At 74.3% G+C, this 16,931-nt stretch carries 16 protein-coding genes; 10 read left to right on the forward strand and 6 right to left on the reverse strand.

The genetic code is table 11. The annotated features are described in order from the left end of the window. Both ACFXDE_RS38730 and ACFXDE_RS38735 read left to right on the forward strand, forming a co-directional pair. Nucleotides 1–216: DUF5997 family protein (locus ACFXDE_RS38730; protein ID WP_380499015.1), on the forward strand; the 216-nt coding region annotated here is incomplete at its 5' end. Nucleotides 217–423: 207 nt separating this feature from the next. Next, complete coding sequence (locus ACFXDE_RS38735; protein ID WP_380499016.1) at nucleotides 424–2,097, forward strand: DUF885 domain-containing protein; 1,674 nt, start codon at nucleotides 424–426, stop codon at nucleotides 2,095–2,097. A gap of 104 nt (nucleotides 2,098–2,201) precedes the next feature. Here ACFXDE_RS38735 and ACFXDE_RS38740 read toward each other — a convergent pair whose 3' ends face one another. Further along, a complete protein-coding gene (locus ACFXDE_RS38740; RefSeq protein WP_380499017.1) occupies nucleotides 2,202–3,080 on the reverse strand; it encodes a hypothetical protein in 879 nt (292 codons plus the stop codon). 349 nt (nucleotides 3,081–3,429) lie between these two features. On the opposite strand from ACFXDE_RS38740, the gene ACFXDE_RS38745 reads away from it, so the two are divergent. Next, nucleotides 3,430–4,158: a hypothetical protein gene (locus ACFXDE_RS38745; protein ID WP_380499018.1), complete on the forward strand. Its 729-nt coding sequence runs from the start codon at nucleotides 3,430–3,432 to the stop codon at nucleotides 4,156–4,158. Between the two features lie 36 nt (nucleotides 4,159–4,194). Here ACFXDE_RS38745 and ACFXDE_RS38750 read toward each other — a convergent pair whose 3' ends face one another. The 5 genes from ACFXDE_RS38750 to ACFXDE_RS38770 form a co-directional block, all read right to left on the reverse strand. Then, a complete protein-coding gene (locus ACFXDE_RS38750; protein WP_380499019.1) occupies nucleotides 4,195–5,400 on the reverse strand; it encodes a glycosyltransferase in 1,206 nt (401 codons plus the stop codon). A gap of 226 nt (nucleotides 5,401–5,626) precedes the next feature. Beyond that, nucleotides 5,627–6,232 carry a response regulator gene (locus ACFXDE_RS38755; protein ID WP_380446555.1) on the reverse strand — a complete coding sequence of 202 codons (606 nt, stop codon included), beginning with the start codon at nucleotides 6,230–6,232 and terminating at the stop codon, nucleotides 5,627–5,629. Next, nucleotides 6,229–7,503 carry a sensor histidine kinase gene (locus tag ACFXDE_RS38760; protein WP_380499020.1) on the reverse strand — a complete coding sequence of 425 codons (1,275 nt, stop codon included), beginning with the start codon at nucleotides 7,501–7,503 and terminating at the stop codon, nucleotides 6,229–6,231. The genes ACFXDE_RS38755 and ACFXDE_RS38760 overlap by 4 nt, the downstream gene beginning before the upstream one ends. A gap of 114 nt (nucleotides 7,504–7,617) precedes the next feature. After that, nucleotides 7,618–8,379, reverse strand: coding sequence for an ABC transporter permease (locus ACFXDE_RS38765; RefSeq protein WP_380499021.1), 762 nt, complete (start codon nucleotides 8,377–8,379; stop codon nucleotides 7,618–7,620). Then, nucleotides 8,376–9,347 (reverse strand): ABC transporter ATP-binding protein, encoded by a 972-nt coding sequence (locus tag ACFXDE_RS38770; protein ID WP_380446547.1) that lies wholly within the window; start codon nucleotides 9,345–9,347, stop codon nucleotides 8,376–8,378. The genes ACFXDE_RS38765 and ACFXDE_RS38770 overlap by 4 nt, the downstream gene beginning before the upstream one ends. Before the next feature lie 317 nt (nucleotides 9,348–9,664). Here ACFXDE_RS38770 and ACFXDE_RS38775 point away from each other — a divergent pair, with 317 nt between their 5' ends. From ACFXDE_RS38775 to ACFXDE_RS38805, 7 genes are all read left to right on the forward strand, one after another. After that, the gene (locus tag ACFXDE_RS38775; protein ID WP_359959463.1) at nucleotides 9,665–9,865 is read left to right on the forward strand and encodes a hypothetical protein; all 201 of its coding nucleotides are present in this window, start codon (nucleotides 9,665–9,667) and stop codon (nucleotides 9,863–9,865) included. A gap of 52 nt (nucleotides 9,866–9,917) precedes the next feature. Beyond that, nucleotides 9,918–10,079 carry a hypothetical protein gene (locus ACFXDE_RS38780; protein ID WP_380446544.1) on the forward strand — a complete coding sequence of 54 codons (162 nt, stop codon included), beginning with the start codon at nucleotides 9,918–9,920 and terminating at the stop codon, nucleotides 10,077–10,079. Nucleotides 10,080–10,223: 144 nt separating this feature from the next. Next, nucleotides 10,224–12,122: an alpha/beta fold hydrolase gene (locus ACFXDE_RS38785; protein WP_380499022.1), complete on the forward strand. Its 1,899-nt coding sequence runs from the start codon at nucleotides 10,224–10,226 to the stop codon at nucleotides 12,120–12,122. Further along, nucleotides 12,119–12,781 (forward strand): hypothetical protein, encoded by a 663-nt coding sequence (locus ACFXDE_RS38790; RefSeq protein WP_380499023.1) that lies wholly within the window; start codon nucleotides 12,119–12,121, stop codon nucleotides 12,779–12,781. Before ACFXDE_RS38785 ends, ACFXDE_RS38790 begins: the two co-directional genes overlap by 4 nt. A gap of 82 nt (nucleotides 12,782–12,863) precedes the next feature. Next, a complete protein-coding gene (locus ACFXDE_RS38795; RefSeq protein WP_380499024.1) occupies nucleotides 12,864–13,700 on the forward strand; it encodes a class I SAM-dependent methyltransferase in 837 nt (278 codons plus the stop codon). After that, nucleotides 13,697–15,397, forward strand: a complete 1,701-nt coding sequence (locus tag ACFXDE_RS38800; protein WP_380499025.1) for an ABC transporter ATP-binding protein — start codon at nucleotides 13,697–13,699, stop codon at nucleotides 15,395–15,397. Before ACFXDE_RS38795 ends, ACFXDE_RS38800 begins: the two co-directional genes overlap by 4 nt. Before the next feature lie 73 nt (nucleotides 15,398–15,470). Then, a complete protein-coding gene (locus tag ACFXDE_RS38805; protein ID WP_380499026.1) occupies nucleotides 15,471–16,928 on the forward strand; it encodes a phytoene desaturase family protein in 1,458 nt (485 codons plus the stop codon). The last annotated feature ends 3 nt before the right edge of the window (nucleotides 16,929–16,931 follow it).

The raw sequence follows: 16,931 nt of genomic DNA on the forward strand, positions 1-16,931 counted from the left end.
CTCGGCGTCTCCATCGCGGGCCTGGCCCGCGGCGGGGTGACCGAGGCGCTCACCACCGAGCAGATCGACGCCCTCAAGGCGGAGAACCCGCTCTGGCTCCAGCACGAGCGCGCCAACCAGGTGGACGTCCGCAAGGAGACCGCCCGGATCAAGGCGAAGCACGAGAAGGAGGCCGCGGAGGCCGCCGCCAAGGCTGCCAAGGCCGCGAAGGCCTGACGCTCCCCGCCCCCGAAGAACCGATGCCGGCCCCGTCGCCCGAGAGCGACGGGGCCGGCATCGTCACATCCCGGACGAGCTGCGCAAACGGCACGCGGACCGGCGCGCGAACCGGCTGCACGAACGCGAACCGGCTGCATGAACCCGCAACGGCCAATGCCGTCCCAGGGGTTGCGGACCCCTGAGGTTTCGTCATAGGCACCTCTCATGAACGAGCAGACTCACCAGGCCGAACTCGCCGCGCTCGCCGAGGAGTACTTCGCCGCCGAGAACGCGCACGACCCGTTCGGCGCCACGCTCAGCGGGGTCGCGGGCCACGCCCACGAGGTGCCGGACCCGTCCCGGGAGGCCGCCCTGGAACACCGCGCGGTGCTGCAGGGCCTCGGGACGCGGCTCGCCGCGGTGCCCCTCGACACCCTCGACGGCGAGGACCGCATCACGCACCGCGTCCTCGCCCGCCTGATCGACAACGGCACCGGCCGGATCACCCACGGACTCGCCGACTTCAGCATCTCGGCGACCATCGCGGCGCCCCAGAACGAGGCCTTCCAGTCCCTCGTCATGACCGCCGTCGACCAGGAGGGCGCCGACTCCTACCTGGAGCGCCTGGCCGGACTGCCCGGCTACTTCGACGCCTGCCTCCAGCGCTACCTCGACGCCGCCGTCGAGGGCCGCCGGCCGCTGCGCAGCGGCGTCGACGCCGCGATCGCCCAGCTCGACGGCTACCTCGCCGGGAGCCTCGCCGACGACCAGTTGCTGCGCCCGCTGCACGGCCGCCGCGAGGCGCTGCGCGCCGAGACGATCGTGCGCGACGGCGTGCGGCCCGCGGTGGCCCGCTACCGGGCGGGCCTGGCCCAGCGGCTCGCGGCCGGGGCCCGGCCGGACACCGAGGCCGGCGTGTGCCACGTGCCCGGCGGCACCGAGGGCTACGCGGACGCCGTCGGCCGCTACACCCGGCCCGGGCTCACCCCGGAGGAGATCCACCGGATCGGCCTGGACGCGGTGGCGGCGCTGCGCGAGGAGTTCGCCGAGCTGGGCGCCACGGTGCTCGGCGTCGTCGGCACCGACCGCGTGCTGGCCGCGCTGCGCGAGGACCCGGCCCTGCGGTTCGCCGACGCGGCGGAGATCGTCGCGCTCGCCGACGACGCGCTGGAGCGGGCCCGCCGCGCGTCCGCCGGGTACTTCCGCGCCTACCCGATCGCCGACTGCGTGACCCGCGAGATCGACCCGATCGAGGCGGAGACCGCGCCGCTCGCCTACTACCAGCCGCCGGGCCCGGGCGGCCTGCCCGGCACCCACTGGATCAACACGCTGCGCCCGCACACCCGTTTCCGGTACGAGTACGAGGCGATCGCCTTCCACGAGAGCGTGCCGGGCCACCACCTGCAGATCGCCGTCGCCCAGACGCTGCACCACCTGCCGGAGTTCCGCCAGAAGCCGACCGGGCAGCTGACCGCGCACGTCGAGGGCTGGGGGCTGTACACCGAGCGGCTGGCGGACGAGATGGGGCTGTACAGCTCGGAGCTCTCCCGCTTCGGCATGCTGTCGCTGGACGCGCTGCGGGCCGTGCGGCTGGTGGTGGACACCGGGCTGCACCACTTCGGCTGGTCGCGGGAGCGGGCGATCGCCTACATGCGGGACAACACGGCCACGACGGAGGCCAACGTCCGCAACGAGATCGACCGGTACATCGCCTGGCCCGGTCAGGCCACGGCCTACCTGATCGGCCGCCAGGAGATCGTCCGGCACCGGGGGCGGGCCCGGGCGGCGCTCGGCCCGCGCTTCGACGTGAAGGAGTTCCACCACGAGGTGATCGGGCACGGCAGCCTGCCGTTGGGCGTGCTGGACGAGCTGATCACGGACTGGATCGCGGCGCACTGACGCCCGGGGCCGCGGAGGGTGGGGGCGGCCGGTACGGGACCGGCCCCACCCGTGTGTTCGGCCCACCGGGCCCACCGGGCTCGGCGCGCGACTCGGCGCGCGACTCAGCACACCGGGATGAGCACCGTCAGGACGAAGGTGTGCGGGTCCGGGTTGGCCGGGGCCTCGTAGGTGAGCGTCGCGGCGATGCTCGTGCCCGGGCTCGCGGCCGGGTCGACCTGGAGCGCGAAGCCGCGGTTGTACTGCGACCACGTGTTGCCGACGATGTCGTCGCAGGTGGCCGTGGTGCCGTCGGCCGAGATCGCGCACTTGTTGGCACTCGGCGCGCTGTCGAGCCACTTGGAGCCGGGCGGGAGCTTGGCGGTGAGCCGGCCGCGCCACGGGTAGTCGGTGGAAGGGCCGAGGTTGCGCTCCAGCACCTCGAAGTCGGCCGGGTTGCCGGGCGCGGCGGGCTTCGGGGGCCGCCACATCTCCAACACCGCGTCGGTGACGGGCGCGGAGGTGTCCCAGGACCAGGTGGTCGAGCTGTCGTTCGGGTTCTGGTCGGCGTCCCAGGTGACCACGGCGGTGCCGCCGGGGTAGGTCCTCGGGCCGGGGGTGGTGCTGATGGTCTCGCCGTAGAGCTTCTCCGTCTCGCAGGTGGCCGGTGCCAGCCCCTTGGCGACGGTGAAGCGGATCCAGTTCCAGCCGCCGTCCACCGGGCCCGCGTGGTCGGTGGTCAGGCGCATCGACGGATCGGCGGGGCCGTTGACCACCAGGGTCGCCCCGTCGGCCGGCGTCTCGGAGCCGTTGTTGCAGACCGTCACCAGGATCGTCCCGACGGCGCCGGGCGCGGACGGGAAGGACGGCGGGCTGACCTGGACGCTCAGGTCCTTGGCGTACGTCGAGCGGTGGGCCGGGCCGGCGGCGGCCTGGGCGGCCTGCGCGGCGGTGAGGGAGAGCGGCAGCAGGGCGGCTGCCGCGAGGAGGGCGGGGATCCGCATGGGGTGACTCCGGTCGGGGGGTCGGAGAGGGATCAGAGCGGGGAACGCCAGCGAGCAGTCGTTCGGTGACGAAGCTACGCATGCTCGACGGGCCCCGCCCTTCGGTTACTCCGCCCGACGTCAGTCCCCTGACGGGCCCCCGGAACAGCACGCGACCGGCATCCGGGACGGCGGGCGGGACGGCACGCGGGACGGCGGGCGCGGCGGAACGATTCCGCGCGCCTGGCCGCGGCCTCCCGCGCCCGACGTGGCGTCACCCCTTTGGCCCCTTTGACACGGTAGTGTCCGCTGGCGCGGTATCCGGCGGCCCGCCGGCCCGCAGCTCACGCACACCCACCTGGAGGAACTCGTGCCGGCTCCCGCTCGCGGTGCCCTGGCCATAGCCGCGGCCGTCCTGCTCGCCGCGGCCGCAGGCTGCTCGTCCAACACCGGACACACCGCCAAGCCCGCCCCCACCAGCGCGGCCGCCAAGGGCTCGGCCCCGGCGGCCGGCGACGCGGCCGGCGCGCACGCGATCCCGGTCGGCGTCGGCCCCAAGCCCTCGTACGACGTGCAGGCCCAGCCCGCCGCCGGCACCTGCAAGTACCACTACACCGCGGACAAGCAGCCGCTGCCGGACCCGAACTGCACCCCGGGCGCGACCAGCCCGGCGGTCACCCAGGCCAACCTCAACGACACCGTCTGCAAGCCGGGCGGCTACACCTCTGGGATCCGCCCGCCGGCGAACATCACCGGCAAGGAGAAGGCCGAGAACGCCAAGTCCTACGGCTACACCGGCCCGATGGGCGACGCCGAGTACGACCACCTGATCAGCCTGCAGCTCGGCGGCGACCCGAACGACCCGCGCAACCTGTGGATCCAGCCGCCGTCCCCCGACCACGTCCCGGGCAAGGGCCCGAACAATCCCAAGGACACCGTCGAGACGCACCTGCACACCGCGCTCTGCAAGGGCCAGGCCACCCTCGCCGCCGTCCAGCAGGCCATCGCCGCCGACTGGACCACCGCCGAGGCCAAGCTCGGCATCGGCAAGGGCGGCGCGCCGGCCGCCGGACCGGACGCGGACGGCGACGACCAGTGAGCCGCCGCCCGTCCCGCCGCTGACGCCCGGTCCGGCTCAGCCCAGCGACTCCACCAGCTCGGCGACGGCGTCGAACGGCCGGTACTCCGCGAGCTCCGCGGCCAGCGCGCGGGCCCGCTCGCGGAACCGGCCGTCGGCCAGCACCTCGTCGACGGCCTTCGCGACGTCCGCGGCCTCCGGCCGCCCGGTGCGCAGGTCGAGCCCCGCGCCCGACCACTGCACCCGGGCCGCCACCTCGGGCTTGTCCTCGCTCGCGCCGCCGACCACCAGCGGCACGCCGTAGCGCAGCGCGGTGTGGACGCCGCCGTAGCCGCCGTTGCTCACCAGCACGTCGGCGTGCGGCAACAGCAGGTCGAACGGCACATAGCCGGCGGCCCGGACGTTGCCGGGCAGTGCGCCCAGGAGTTCGGTGAGCGCGGCCGGGCCGTCGGGGCGTGCGGTGGCGGCGACCACCAGCACGTCGCGGTCCGCCAGGGCGGTCACGGTGGGCGCGACGAGCTCGGTGAGGTCGCCGTTGGCGAGCGTGCCCTGGGTGACCACGACCACCGGGCGGGTGCCGTCCAGTTCCCGCCACCAGGCGGGCAGGCGGTGCTCGGCGCCGCCGGCCGGCGGCAGCGCGCCGATCATCCGGAAGGTCTCCGGGGCGTCGCTGCGCGGGTACTCGAAGCCGGGCACGGTGAGCTGGAGGAAGTGGTCCGGCACCGTCACGAGGGCGTTGGCGCGCGGCCCGTCCGGCAGGGTGATCCCGAGGCCCGCGAACACCTGCTCCGCGTACCGCTGGAGCGGCTCGCCGCGCCGGTTCACCTCCTCGTACATCGCCCGGTTGCGCGCCCGGCCCTCCTCGCCCGGCAGGGGCGGCAGGGCGAGGCCGAACGGCGCGGTGTCGACGCTCTGGAACATCGGCGGGGCCACCCCGACGCCCACCACGGCGGGCCGCTGCGACCGGGGCCGGCTCAGCGCCAGCGCGAGCGCTCCCTGGAAGAACGCGTCCACGACCACCGCGTCCGCCGGGAAGCCGGCCAGCAGTTCCTCCAGCGCGCGGTACTGCGCCGGGACGGGGTCGGTGAAGACGTGCTTGACGTCGAAGGCGATCCGCGCGGGCCCGGCCGGCAGCTCGGAGCGCCCCGGGAAGCGGGCGTCGAGGTCCCGGTCGTCGAAGTCCGCCTCGGCGGGCAGCGCCACGAAGCGCACCCCGGCCCGCTCCGCCGCCCCCGCGAACCGGCCGCCGCCGAGGAACACCACCTCGTGGCCACGGGCGGCGAGGTCGGCGGAGATGGCGAGCAGCGGGCCGACGTGGCCGTGCGCCGGTACGGCGGCGGTGATGATCCTGGACAGTGGAATCCCCCTTGGTCGGAAGCGTGCCGGGGCACCGCCGGCCGGCGGCCCCCCGTGGACCCACCGTAGGAAAAGGTTGTTGACGATCGGTAAACGCCGCAGCCTCCGCCGCTCCGCCCCCGGCTCGGCGCGATCAGATCCAGCCGCGCTGGCGGGCGAGCTGGGCGGCCGCGTGGCGGTTCTCCACGCCGAGCTTGGTGGTGACGGAGGAGAGGTAGTTGCGGACGGTGCCCGGGGCGAGGGCGGCGCGTTCGGCGATCTCCAGGACGGGGGCGCCGTCGGCGGCGAGGGACAGGATGTCGGCCTCGCGGGCGCTCAGGGGTGAGGCGCCGGCGCTGATGGCGTCCGCGGCGAGGATCGGGTCGATGTAGCGGTGGCCGCCGTGGACGGTGCGGATGATGCTCGCGAGCTCCTGGGCGGAGACGGTCTTGGAGACGAACCCGGTGACGCCGCAGGCGAGGGCACGCTTGAGGTGGCCCGGGAGGCCGTGGCTGGTGACGATCATCGTCCGGCAGTCCGGCAGGGCCTGGGCGAGCTCGCGGGCCACCGTGACGCCGTCGCGCTCGGGCATCTGGAGGTCCAGGACGGCGACGTCGGGCCGGTGGTGCAGGGCCATGGCGGTGGCCTCCGGGCCGGTGGAGGCCTCGGCGACGATCTCGATGTCGTCCTCGAAGGCGAGCAGGGCGGCGAACGCGCCGCGGATGAGGTGTTCGTCGTCGGCGAGCAGGACGCGGATCATCGGTGGCCTCGATCGGTCGGCGGTTCGGTCGGGGTCTCGGTCGGCGGTTCGGTCCGCGCTTCGGTCGGGGTTTCGGTCGGCGGTTCGGTCGGCGGGAGGAGTACCCGCAGGCGGTAGGTGCGGTCGGCGCCCGGTCCGTGGTCCAGGGAGCCGCCGAGCGGGGCGAGGCGCTCGGCGAGGCCGGCCAGGCCGCTGCCGCCGCCCGAGGCCGGGCGGTGGCCGCCGCCGTCGTTGGTGATGGTCAGTTCGGCGGGGCCGCCGGCGGCGCGGGCGAGCGCGATGGTGCAGGTGCGGGCGTGGGAGTGGTGCAGGACGTTGGTGATGCCCTCGCGGACGACCCAGCCGAGCGCGGTCTGCGCGTCCTGGCCGAGCTCCGGGGCGCCGTCGCGCTCGATCCGGCAGGTGATGCCCGCCGCCTCCAGCACCGAGCGCGCTCCCTCCAGTTCGGTGGCCAGGTCGGTGGTGCGGTAGCCCTTGACCACCTCGCGGATCTCCTGGTGCAGGCTGCGGGTGAGCTTCTGCACCTCCGTCAGCTCGGCCTGCGCCTTCGGGTGCTCGGTGAGCCGCTGGACGAGCTCGGACTTGAGGGCGATCACCGAGAGGTTGCGCCCGATGATGTCGTGGAGGTCCCGGGCGAAGCGCAGCCGCTCCTCGGCCACCATGAGCCGGGCCTGGGTCTCGCGGGCCGCGTCGAGCTGCCACAGCACGGCGAGGAACCACAGCGAGGAGCGCATCAGCCCGCCGATGACCGTCCAGGTCGCGACGGTGAACGCCAGGACGGCCGGGCCGGCGGCGCGGTCGAAGGACCAGACGACGCCGGCCGTCGCAACCGAGCCGACCAGCGCCACGGCGAGGTAGCGGGCCTGGCCGAGCAGCGGAGAGAGCGCGAAGGCCGGCGGGATCGCGATCGCGATGGCGGCGATGACCAGGACGCGCGTGCCGTCGAGGTGCCCGGTGCCGTACGCGTACGGCAGCAGGCCGAGTTCGAGCACCGTCACGGCGGCCATCGCGCCGAGCAGCGCCCTGGGCCGGGCCGTCCGCCCGACGCTGTGCGCGATCGCCGTGGTGGCGCCGATGCCCTGTACCGCGGTGAGGGTCGCGATGCCCCACCCGACGACGGCCGGCGCCCCCGCCTCGTTGAGCCTGGCGAGCAGCGGCCACAGCAGTGCGGCGAGCAGCAGCCACGGCATCGAGCACAGCATCCACCGCGTCTGGACGGTCGCCTTCGCGACGTCGGTGCGGTAGTGCGTGGTCGTCTGCACGTCGGTCATCCTCCGTTCGTCTCCTTCCTTCCGGCCCGTCGAGTGCCCGTCGAGTGCCCGTCAAGCACCCGCTGAGTGCCCGCTGAGCACCCGTCGAGCACCCGTCGAGTGCCCGTCGCGGGTTCAGGCGCGCGGCTCCCACCGGAAGCGGCGCAGCGCGCCCCAGGCGGCGAGCGCCGTCCAGGCCAGCAGCGTCGCGCCCCTGACCACCGAGTCAACCATCCCGGCGCCCTCGCCGGTCCAGCCGGAGCGGACCAGTTCGATCACGGGGGTGAGCGGGAAGAAGCGCAGGACGTCCGCGAACGGCCCGGGCAGCACCTCCAGCGGGATGACGGTGCCGGAGGTGACGAGCAGCAGCATGAAGCCGACGGTGCTGACGCCCTGGGCGCTCTCCGCGGTGCGGGCGAAGGCGGTGCTGAGCGCGGCGGCGGCGGCGATCAGCACGGTGCCGAGCAGGACACCGACGGCGACGAGGTGCGGGGCGGCCGGGGCGCCGAGGCCCGCGATGAGGGCGACGGCGGCGGCGATCGCGGTGAACTGCAGGACGGCGGCGATCGCCATCGGGACGGCCGGGCTCGCGAGGATGACGAGGTCGCCGATCTCGCCGGTGCGCTGCCGCTTGAGGACGTACTCCTCGCGCCGCAGGACGTAGACACCGATCAGCGGTGCGTACAGGGCCATGATCAGGACGATCCCGGCGGTGGTGGAGACCATCACGTGGCCCATGGCGAGGCCGGCGCCCTTGAGGTCGAACTGCCGCATGACCGTCGTGGTGCCCATGACGATCAGCACCGGGATGACGAGGACGTTGAAGAGGTTGCTCTTGCTGCGCAGGAAGAGGGTCAGCTCGACCCGGGAGAGCGCGGCGAGGTGGGTGCGGTTCACGCGGCCCGCTCCGTTTCCGTGCGGTCCGTACCGCCTCGGGCGATCCGCAGGAAGGCCTCCTCCAACGAGGCCGAGCGGGCGTCGAGTTGGTTGAGCGTGACGCCCTTGGCGCGGGCCCAGAGCAGCACTTCGGTGGTGGTGTGCTGGAGGTCGTCGGTGGTGAGCTCGACGCGGCCGGCCGGGCCGGTGGCGACGGCGGCCCGCAGGTCGGCGGGGTGCGGCAGGTCGGCGGGGGTCAGGCCGGCGGGCAGCCGGAAGGCGAGGGTGGCGGGGTGCTCGGCGACGATCTCGGCGATCGTGCCGGTCGCGGCGATCCGGCCGGCGTGCATGACGGCCAGCCGGTCGGCGAGTTGCTCGGCCTCTTCGAGGTAGTGCGTGGTGAGCACGATCGTGGTGCCCTCGGCGCGCAGCCGCCGGATGATCCGCCAGGTGTCGTGGCGGCCCTCCGGGTCCATGCCGGTGGTGGGTTCGTCGAGGAAGAGCAGGTCCGGCCGGCCGAGGGTGGCCAACGCGAGGTCCAGGCGCCGGACTTCACCGCCGGAGAGGTTCTTGACGGCGACGTCGGTGCGCGCGGCCAGGCCCACGAGGGCGACGGCCTCGGCGGCCGGGCGCGGGTCGGTGGTGCAGGAGGCCCACATGCGGACGGTCTCGGCGACCGTCAGATCGGTGGGGAGCCCGCCGCGTTGGAGCATCACGCCGGTGCGCGGGCGCACCCGCTTGCGGTCGCGGACGGGGTCGAACCGGCCGAAGAGGGTGACGGTGCCCCGGGTGGGCCGGGCGAGGCCTTCGAGGAGCTCGACCGCCGAGGTCTTGCCGGCGCCGTTGGTGCCGAGCAGCGCGTACAGCTCGCCCGGGCCGACGGTGAAGCCGATGCCCCGCACGGCGTCGAAACCGCCGGGGCCCGGCGGGCCGTAGCGGCGCCAGAGGTCTGTGACCTCGATCACGTTTGAATTGCCGTCATTCGCCATGCGCAACATGTTCGCAGGCGACTCGACTTTGCCGGGATGAGAACTGTCATGGGTTCGCATGACGGATGTCATGGCGCGTCGTGACATCCGTCAGTCAAGGGAAAGTCACCGTCCGAAATCGAGTGTGACGCAGGTCATACCCGATGTTCCGGAGCGATGTTTTCATCCTTCCACGCCACCACGTGTTCGTCTCGGAACGACCGCCCGTTGGCGGCTCCGGGGGGAATTCACGGCATGGCGGTTCGGCGCCGTTCCGCCGCCCCGAGCGCGGAACGGCTGATCATCCACCGGAAATCCCTTCCAGGGAGAGGAATGCCATGAACGACATCGTTTCCCACGTCAACGGCCTGGACCTCGGCACCATCGAGGCCGCCGACACCCACGGCGACGCGCTGCCCGTCCTCGCGACGCCGGCCGCCGCGCTGGCCGCCATCGGCGGGGCCAAGGCCGTCGGCGCCTTCGTCGGCGGCGCGACCCTGGTCGGCGGCGCCTACGCGCTCGGCCGCGCGGTCGGCTGACCGGCCCCCCTTTCCCCCGCTCCGCCCAGCCATCTTTCGAAAGGACGCGAAAATGAACGACGTCATCGAGGCCGTGAACGCGATGGAAATCCCCGAGGAGGGTGTCATCTTCCCGGAGGCCAGCCCGGTTCTGGCGACTCCCGGTGCTTTTCTCGGCGGTGTGGCGATTTCCTCCGCCGTGATCGGCGCGTTCGAACTCGGCCGCCAGGGCTGATGACGACCGCCCCCTGACCGGGGCGGATGCTCCACGACGCCTGCCGGGCCAGAGGTGCGTTCTGGCCCGGCAGGCCCACGGCCAGCCTAGCGCCCCCGACCGCCGGGGCGCCGTGAAAGGGACCACGTGAAATACGTGCCACGCGTGCAATTCGCCAGGAACACCCGGAAGATCGCCTCGGCGGTGTTCGCCCCGGCCGCGGTGAGCCGGGACCGCGCCCTCGGCCTGTCCGAACGGCTGGCCGCCGCCACCACGCTGACCTCCTCCCTGGAGTACCTCGCGCAGCGGCGGCAGATCCGCCGGGGCGGGCTCAACGACTGGGCCATCGTCAAGGACGTCCAGGCCGAATCCACCCCGCTGGTGCGGCGGTTGCTGAACGCCGTGAGCGGCCCGCGGACCACCACCGCGCTGCACGTCGCGCGCGCCGCCGTCGCCACCGGCATGCTGCTGCCCGGCAACTCCCGTTGGCGGGGCGCCGGGAGCCTCTTCCTCGGTTCCACGTCCGCGCTGCTCTACCCGCGCCACCGCTACGGCACCGACGGCTCCGACCAGGTCGCGATCCTCGTGCAGACCGCCACCGGCGCGGCCCGGCTCGTACGGTCCCCGCAGGCCAAGGACGCGCTGCTCTGGTACGTCGCGCTCCAGGCCAACCTCTCGTACCTCGTCTCCGGCTGGGTCAAGCTGCTCGGCGAGCCCTGGCGCGACGCCTCCGCGCTCGGCGGCGTCATGCGCACCCGCACGTACGGCCACGAGGGCATGTACCGCTGGACCCAGGAGCACCCGAAGGCCGCCCGGTACCTCACCCACGGCGTGCTCGCGCTGGAGTGCCTGTTCCCGCTCGCCTACGCCTGCAAGGGCCGTCTCGCCCGGCCGGTCATCGCGAGCGCCGCCGCGTTCCACCTGGCCAACGGGTACTTCATGGGCCTCGGCCGGTTCGTCACCGCGTTCACCGCGATGCACCCGATGGTGGCCTACACCTCCGCCCCGAAGGACCACCCCGCCGTCGCCGGACGCGACGACCGGGCACTGCCCGCCGCACTCCTGCTGCTCGCCGGCGCGGGCGCGATCGCCGTCGGCACCGCCGTCCAGCGCCGCCTGCGCACCACCGAGGGCTGGCACACCTCCCGCGTGCTGACCACCCGCCACGGCAACGAGCTGCAGTACGAGGTGCTCTCGCACGGCCGCGCCGGGGAGCCCGTCCTGGTGTTCGCCGCCGGCATGGTCTCCACCAGCGAGCACTTCGCCTGGATCACCGAGCGCCTCGCGAAGGAGACCGGCTACGGCGTCGTCACCTACGCCCGCGCCGGGTACGCCGGCAGCCGCCACCGCTGCGCCGCGGGCTTCCGGCTGGCCGAGTCCGTCGACGACCTCGTCGACCTCGTCCGCCTCGCGGTCGAGCCGGACCGGAAGGTGGTCCTGGTCGGCCACTCGCTCGGCGGCGAGCTCGCCCGCCGCGCCGCCGCGCAGCTCGGCGAGCGCCTGCACGGCGTCGTCTACCTCGACTCCTCGCACCCCGACGAGCTCAACCGCTCCAGGCAGCAGAGCGAGTCGGCCGGGCAGCTGCGCACCTCGCTCACCCGGATGGCCTGGTACCTGCGGCTCGGCACCGGCGTCCTGATGGCCCGCCCCGAGTGGGTCGAGGGACTGCCGGCCGCGTACCGCAAGAAGGCGTTCGCGCAGTACGCCGACGCGCGGATGTGGGAGGCCGGGCGGCGCGAATGGGAGGCCGTGGAGGCCGAGTTCCGCGCCTTCTGCGGCCCGCTGGAGCCCGTCGAGGGCGCGCACGCGCTGGTCGTCTCGGCGCAGCAGACCGTCGACCGCGACCCCGACCAGCTGCTGATGCACCGGGAGCTGGCCGAGGCCCACGTGGGCGGCGCGCACACCGAGGTGACGGTCGTCGAGGGCGCCGGGCACGACACCCTGCTCACCCAGAGCCGCTTCGCGCACCGGGCGGCCGACCTCATCACCGCGTTCCTCGACCGCGTCGCGGACGCCCGGTCCGCTGCCCCCGCGGACCCTGCCGACCAGGAGGCCGCCACGTGACCCCCCGTCCCGACGTGCGCAGCGTGTTCACGGGCAGCGCCGTGTCCAAGGGCAGCGCCGTATTCAAGGGCAGCGCCGTATTCAAGGGCAAGGGCGCCGCCTGGCGGATCGCCGGGGCCGCGATGCTGCTCGGCACCCTCGCCACCCAGCACCCGCACCCCGCGTTCAACCGGCTCCAGCTCAAGGACACCTTCTCGCTGCTGCCGAACTGGCGGTTCTTCGCGCCCACCCCGGCCATGCACGACTACCACTTCCTGTACCGCACCCTCGGCGCCGACGGCACCACCTCCCCGTGGGAGGGCCTCGACGTGATCGAGGGCCGCAAGCCCTGGCAGATCGCCTGGTTCCCCACCCGGCGCCCGGAGAAGGCCGTCTTCGACATCTGCAGCGAGATCCTGCACGTCATCGACAAGGGCTTCGCCGTCGTCACCCGCACCTCGGCCTACCGGACCCTCACCGAGTACCTGCGCGCCACCATCCACGAGCGCGGCGACGCGGCGGACGTCCGCGGCTTCCAGTTCGCGCTGGCCCGCGCCACCGGATACGACAGGACGCAGGACCCCGAGATGGTCTTCGTCTCCCCGTACACCCCGCTCGACCCGGCCGACGCGCGGCGCCCGCTCGCCGCCCGGCCCGCCACCACCGCAGTGAGGAGCTGACCATGGCCGCGTACATCGTCGTCGCCATCGGTGCCGTGATCGCCGGCGCCATCGCCTACGGGGTGCTGAAGGGGAGGTCCAAGTGAGCACCGTACAGACCCCCTCCGTCCACGACATCGGCTACGGGCTGGAGTTCAAGGGCTGGTACGACCGGCTCTTCCCCAAGGACGACTCCGCCGCCCGCACCGCCGGACACCTCGCCGCGCTCCACCCCGACCCGGCCGTCGGCACCGTCGAGTTCGGCGTCGGCACCGGCCGGATCGCCCTGCCGCTCGCCGCGCTCGTCGGCCCGGTCACCGGCGTCGACTCCTCCCCCGAGATGCTCGACGGCCTGCGCGCGGCCCTGGCCGGCCGCACCGACGTCGAGCCCGTCCACGGCGACGTCCGCACCTACCGCGCCGACCGCACCGCCGGGCTCGTCTACTGCGTCTGCGGCACGCTGTCCATGCTGCTCACCCCCGAGGAGCAGCAGCTCGCCGTCCGCCGCGCCGCCGACCTGCTCGCCCCCGGCGGACGGCTCGTCGTCGAGACACACAACCGGCCCGCCATCCACGCCCTGCACGAAGGGCGCAGCCACGCCACCTACTTCACCCCGTACCCGGAGCGCGGCACCGGCCTGCAGACGCACTCGACGCTGCTGCCCGAGAACGACCTGTGGCACTGCTCCCACATCTGGTACGAGGCCGACGGCAGCACGCGCGTCGGCACCGAGCTGTCCCGGCTCACCACGCCGGACGAGGTCGACGCGTACGCGCGGGCGGCCGGGCTGGTGCCCGAGAGCCGCTCGGCGGGCTGGGGCGGCGAACCGTACGCGGAGCGCTCGCCGATGTTCGTCTGCACGTACGTCAAGGCCGGGACCGGGACCGCGAGCGGGCCCGGCGCGAGCGACGCGGCGGCCGGGGGCGGGGAAGCGGCGTGAACCCCTGGCAGATCGCCCGGCGGCACCGCGCGCTGCTGCTCACCGGCATCGTCCTCGGCCTCGCCGGCGCGGCGGCGACGCTGGCCCAGCCGCTCGTCATCGGCGGGATGATCGAGGCCTTCGCCGCCGACCGCCCGCTGACCGGGCCGATCCTGCTCGCCACCGCCCTGTTCGCCGCCGACGCCGTGCTCGCCGCGGCCCACGCGTACGCGATCGGCCGGGCCGGCGAGGACGTCGTGTACGACATCCGGCACACCCTCGGCGCCCGGCTGCTCCGCTCCCGCCTGCGCTCCTACGACCGCTGGGACCAGGGCGACGTCTTCACCCGGATGGTCACCGACACCTCGCTGGCCCGGGTCTGCATGACGCAGGCGCTCGCCCAGATCGTCACCAGCGCGTTCATGGTCCTCGGCGGCATCGCGATGATGGCCTGGATCGACCCGCTGCTGCTCGCCACCACCCTCGCCTGCCTCGGCACGGCCAGCGCCGTCTCGCTGCTGCTGGCCCGCCGGGTGCGGCTCGTGGCGGTGGCGAACCGGGAGGACACCGGCGTCTACGGTTCCGCCCTGATGCGCGTCCTCGGCGCCCTGCCGACCGTCAAGGCCTCCCGTGCCGAGGAGCGGGAGACCGAACACCTCGGCGGCCTCGCCGACCGCGCCCGGCGCTCCGGGGTGCGGGTCTCCGCCCTGTCGGCGTTGCTCACCCCGGCGATGAACGTCGGCACCCAGATCGCCCTGACCGTCGTCATCGCGTGGGGCATGGCCCGCGTCGCCACCGGCGACATGGCGCCCGCCGACCTGACGTCGTTCATGATGTACCTGTTCTACCTGGTCGCACCGCTGGTGATGCTCTTCATGTCGATCGCCCAGTTCCAGCAGGGCCGGGCCTCCCTCGACCGCCTCTCCGAGCTCGGGGCGATCGAGCAGGAGGACGCCGGACCGCCCGCCCACGCCCCCGTCGACGGGCACGGCCTCGTCTTCGACGGGGTGACCTTCGCCTACCCCGGCAGCGACACCCCCGTCCTCCACGAGGTGTCGCTGACCGTCCCCGACCGCGGCCTCACCGCCGTCGTCGGCCCGTCCGGCGCGGGCAAGAGCACGCTCTTCCAGCTCGCCGAACGGCTCCACGAACCGTCCGCCGGCACCATCCGCATCGGCCGCACCGACACCGCCCGCATGCCGCTCGACCAGCTGCGCTCCCTCGTCGGCTACGTCGACCAGGAACACACCCTGCTGCGCGGCACCGTCCGCGAGAACCTCACCTACGCGGCCCCCGGCGCCACCGACCAGGACATCGCCGAGGCCCTGCGGATGGCCCACCTCACCGACGTCGTCGCCGCCCTGCCGGACGGCCTCGACACCGAACTCGGCGAACGCGGCGCCGGCCTGTCCGGCGGCGAGCGCCAGCGCCTGGCCATCGCCCGCACCCTCCTGCAGAAACCCCGGATCGTGCTCCTCGACGAGGCCACCGCCAGCCTCGACGGCGCGTCGGAGGCGGCGCTGCGCGACAGCATCGCCGCCATCGCCCGCACCCGCGCCGTCGTCGCCATCGCCCACCGCTTCTCCACCATCACCCGGGCGGACCGGATCATCGTGCTCGACCGGGGCCGCGTGCAGGCCGTCGGCACCCACGCCGACCTCAGCGAGGAGAGCGGCCTCTACCGGCGCCTCGCCGAACACCAGGGGGTCGCCGCATGAGCGGGCGACGTGGTCGCCGCATGAGCGAACGCAGCCAGCCGGGCCGGACGGACGAGCGCAGCGAGGTGGGCGCATGACGTTCGACGCCGCAGTCGTCGGCACCGGCCCCAACGGCCTCGCCGCCGGCGTCACCCTGGCCCGGGCCGGGCTGCGCGTCGCCCTCTTCGAGGCGGCCGACACCATCGGCGGCGGGCTGCGCACCACGTCGCTGTTCGACAGCGACGTTCGGCACGACGTCTGCGCGGCCGTCCACCCCATGGCCGCCGCCTCCACCTTCTTCCGCCGCTTCGACCTGCCCGCCCGCGGCGTCCGGCTGCTCCAGCCCGACATCCCCTACGCCCACCCGCTGCCCGGCGGGCGGGCCGCCGCGGCCTGGCGCAGCCTGAGCCGCACCGCCGCCCACCTCGGCCCGGACGGCCGCCGCTGGATGCAGCTCCTCGGGCCGCTCGCCGACCGCTCCCCCGCCGTCGTCGACCTGCTCCTCTCCGACCAGCGCAGCGTGCCGGGCGACCTCCTCGCGCCGCTGCTCCTCGGGGCGCGGGTGCCGTCGCTCGCGACCCGGCTCACGCCCTTCGGGCTCCTGCGCACCGAACCCGCCAGGGCGCTCCTGACCGGCGTGGCCGCGCACGCCGTCGGCAGGCTGCCCTCGGTCACCTCGGCCGCCGTGGCGCTCCTGCTCGCCCACACCGCGCACAGCACCGGCTGGCCGCTCCCCGAGGGCGGCAGCGCCCGCATCGCCGACGCCCTCGCCGCCGACATCACCGCCCACGGCGGCGTCTTCCACACCGGGCAGCGCATCCGCGACCTCGCCGAACTCGGCGACGTCCCGCTCGTGCTGCTCGACGTCGGCCCCAAGGAGTTCCTCGCCATGGCCGGCCCCCGGCTCCCCGAACGCTACCGGCGGTCGCTGCGCCGCTACCGGTACGGGCCGGGGGCGGCGAAGGCGGACTTCCTCACCGACGGGCCGATCCCCTGGACGAACCCGCTCGTGGGCCGGGCCGGCACCGTCCACCTCGGCGGCACCCGGGCCGACATCGTCCGCCGGGAGACGGCGACGGCCGCGGGCCGCCCGGTCGAGGACCCGTTCGTGCTCGTCGTCGACCCGGCCGTGACCGACCCCACCCGCGAGGCCGGCGGCAGGCGACCGGTCTGGGCCTACGCCCACGTCCCGCACGGCGACCCGCGCGACCCGGTCGACCTGATCCGCCGCCGCATCGAGGAGTACGCGCCCGGCTTCGGCGACACGATCGTCGCCTCGCGCGGCCTGTCGGCGCGGCAGTACGAGGAGTACAACCCCAACTACGTCGGCGGCGACATCGGCGCGGGCGCCCTCACCCTCCGCCAGTCCCTGGCCCGCCCGGTGGCCCGATGGAACCCGTACGAGACCCCGCTGCCCGGCGTCTACCTCTGCTCCGCCGCCACCCCGCCGGGTCCGTCCGTCCACGGCATGTGCGGCCACCACGCGGCGCTCGCCGCCCTGCGACGCCACCACGGGCTGCGGACGCCTCCGGCGCTGGCGCCGTACCCGTAGCCG

This window comes from Kitasatospora sp. NPDC059408, from assembly GCF_042751525.1.
Taxonomy (GTDB): domain Bacteria; phylum Actinomycetota; class Actinomycetes; order Streptomycetales; family Streptomycetaceae; genus Kitasatospora.

Excerpts from the sequence above, each read along its gene's own strand:
- ACFXDE_RS38760 (WP_380499020.1), bottom strand. The coding sequence starts at position 7,503 with ATGACCGACGTGCAGACGACCACGCACTACCGCACCGACGTCGCGAAG.
- ACFXDE_RS38770 (WP_380446547.1), bottom strand. The coding sequence starts at position 9,347 with ATGGCGAATGACGGCAATTCAAACGTGATCGAGGTCACAGACCTCTGG.
- ACFXDE_RS38780 (WP_380446544.1), top strand. The coding sequence starts at position 9,918 with ATGAACGACGTCATCGAGGCCGTGAACGCGATGGAAATCCCCGAGGAG.
- ACFXDE_RS38735 (WP_380499016.1), top strand. The coding sequence starts at position 424 with ATGAACGAGCAGACTCACCAGGCCGAACTCGCCGCGCTCGCCGAGGAG.
- ACFXDE_RS38740 (WP_380499017.1), bottom strand. The coding sequence starts at position 3,080 with ATGCGGATCCCCGCCCTCCTCGCGGCAGCCGCCCTGCTGCCGCTCTCC.
- ACFXDE_RS38775 (WP_359959463.1), top strand. The coding sequence starts at position 9,665 with ATGAACGACATCGTTTCCCACGTCAACGGCCTGGACCTCGGCACCATC.
- ACFXDE_RS38755 (WP_380446555.1), bottom strand. The coding sequence starts at position 6,232 with ATGATCCGCGTCCTGCTCGCCGACGACGAACACCTCATCCGCGGCGCG.
- ACFXDE_RS38805 (WP_380499026.1), top strand. The coding sequence starts at position 15,471 with ATGACGTTCGACGCCGCAGTCGTCGGCACCGGCCCCAACGGCCTCGCC.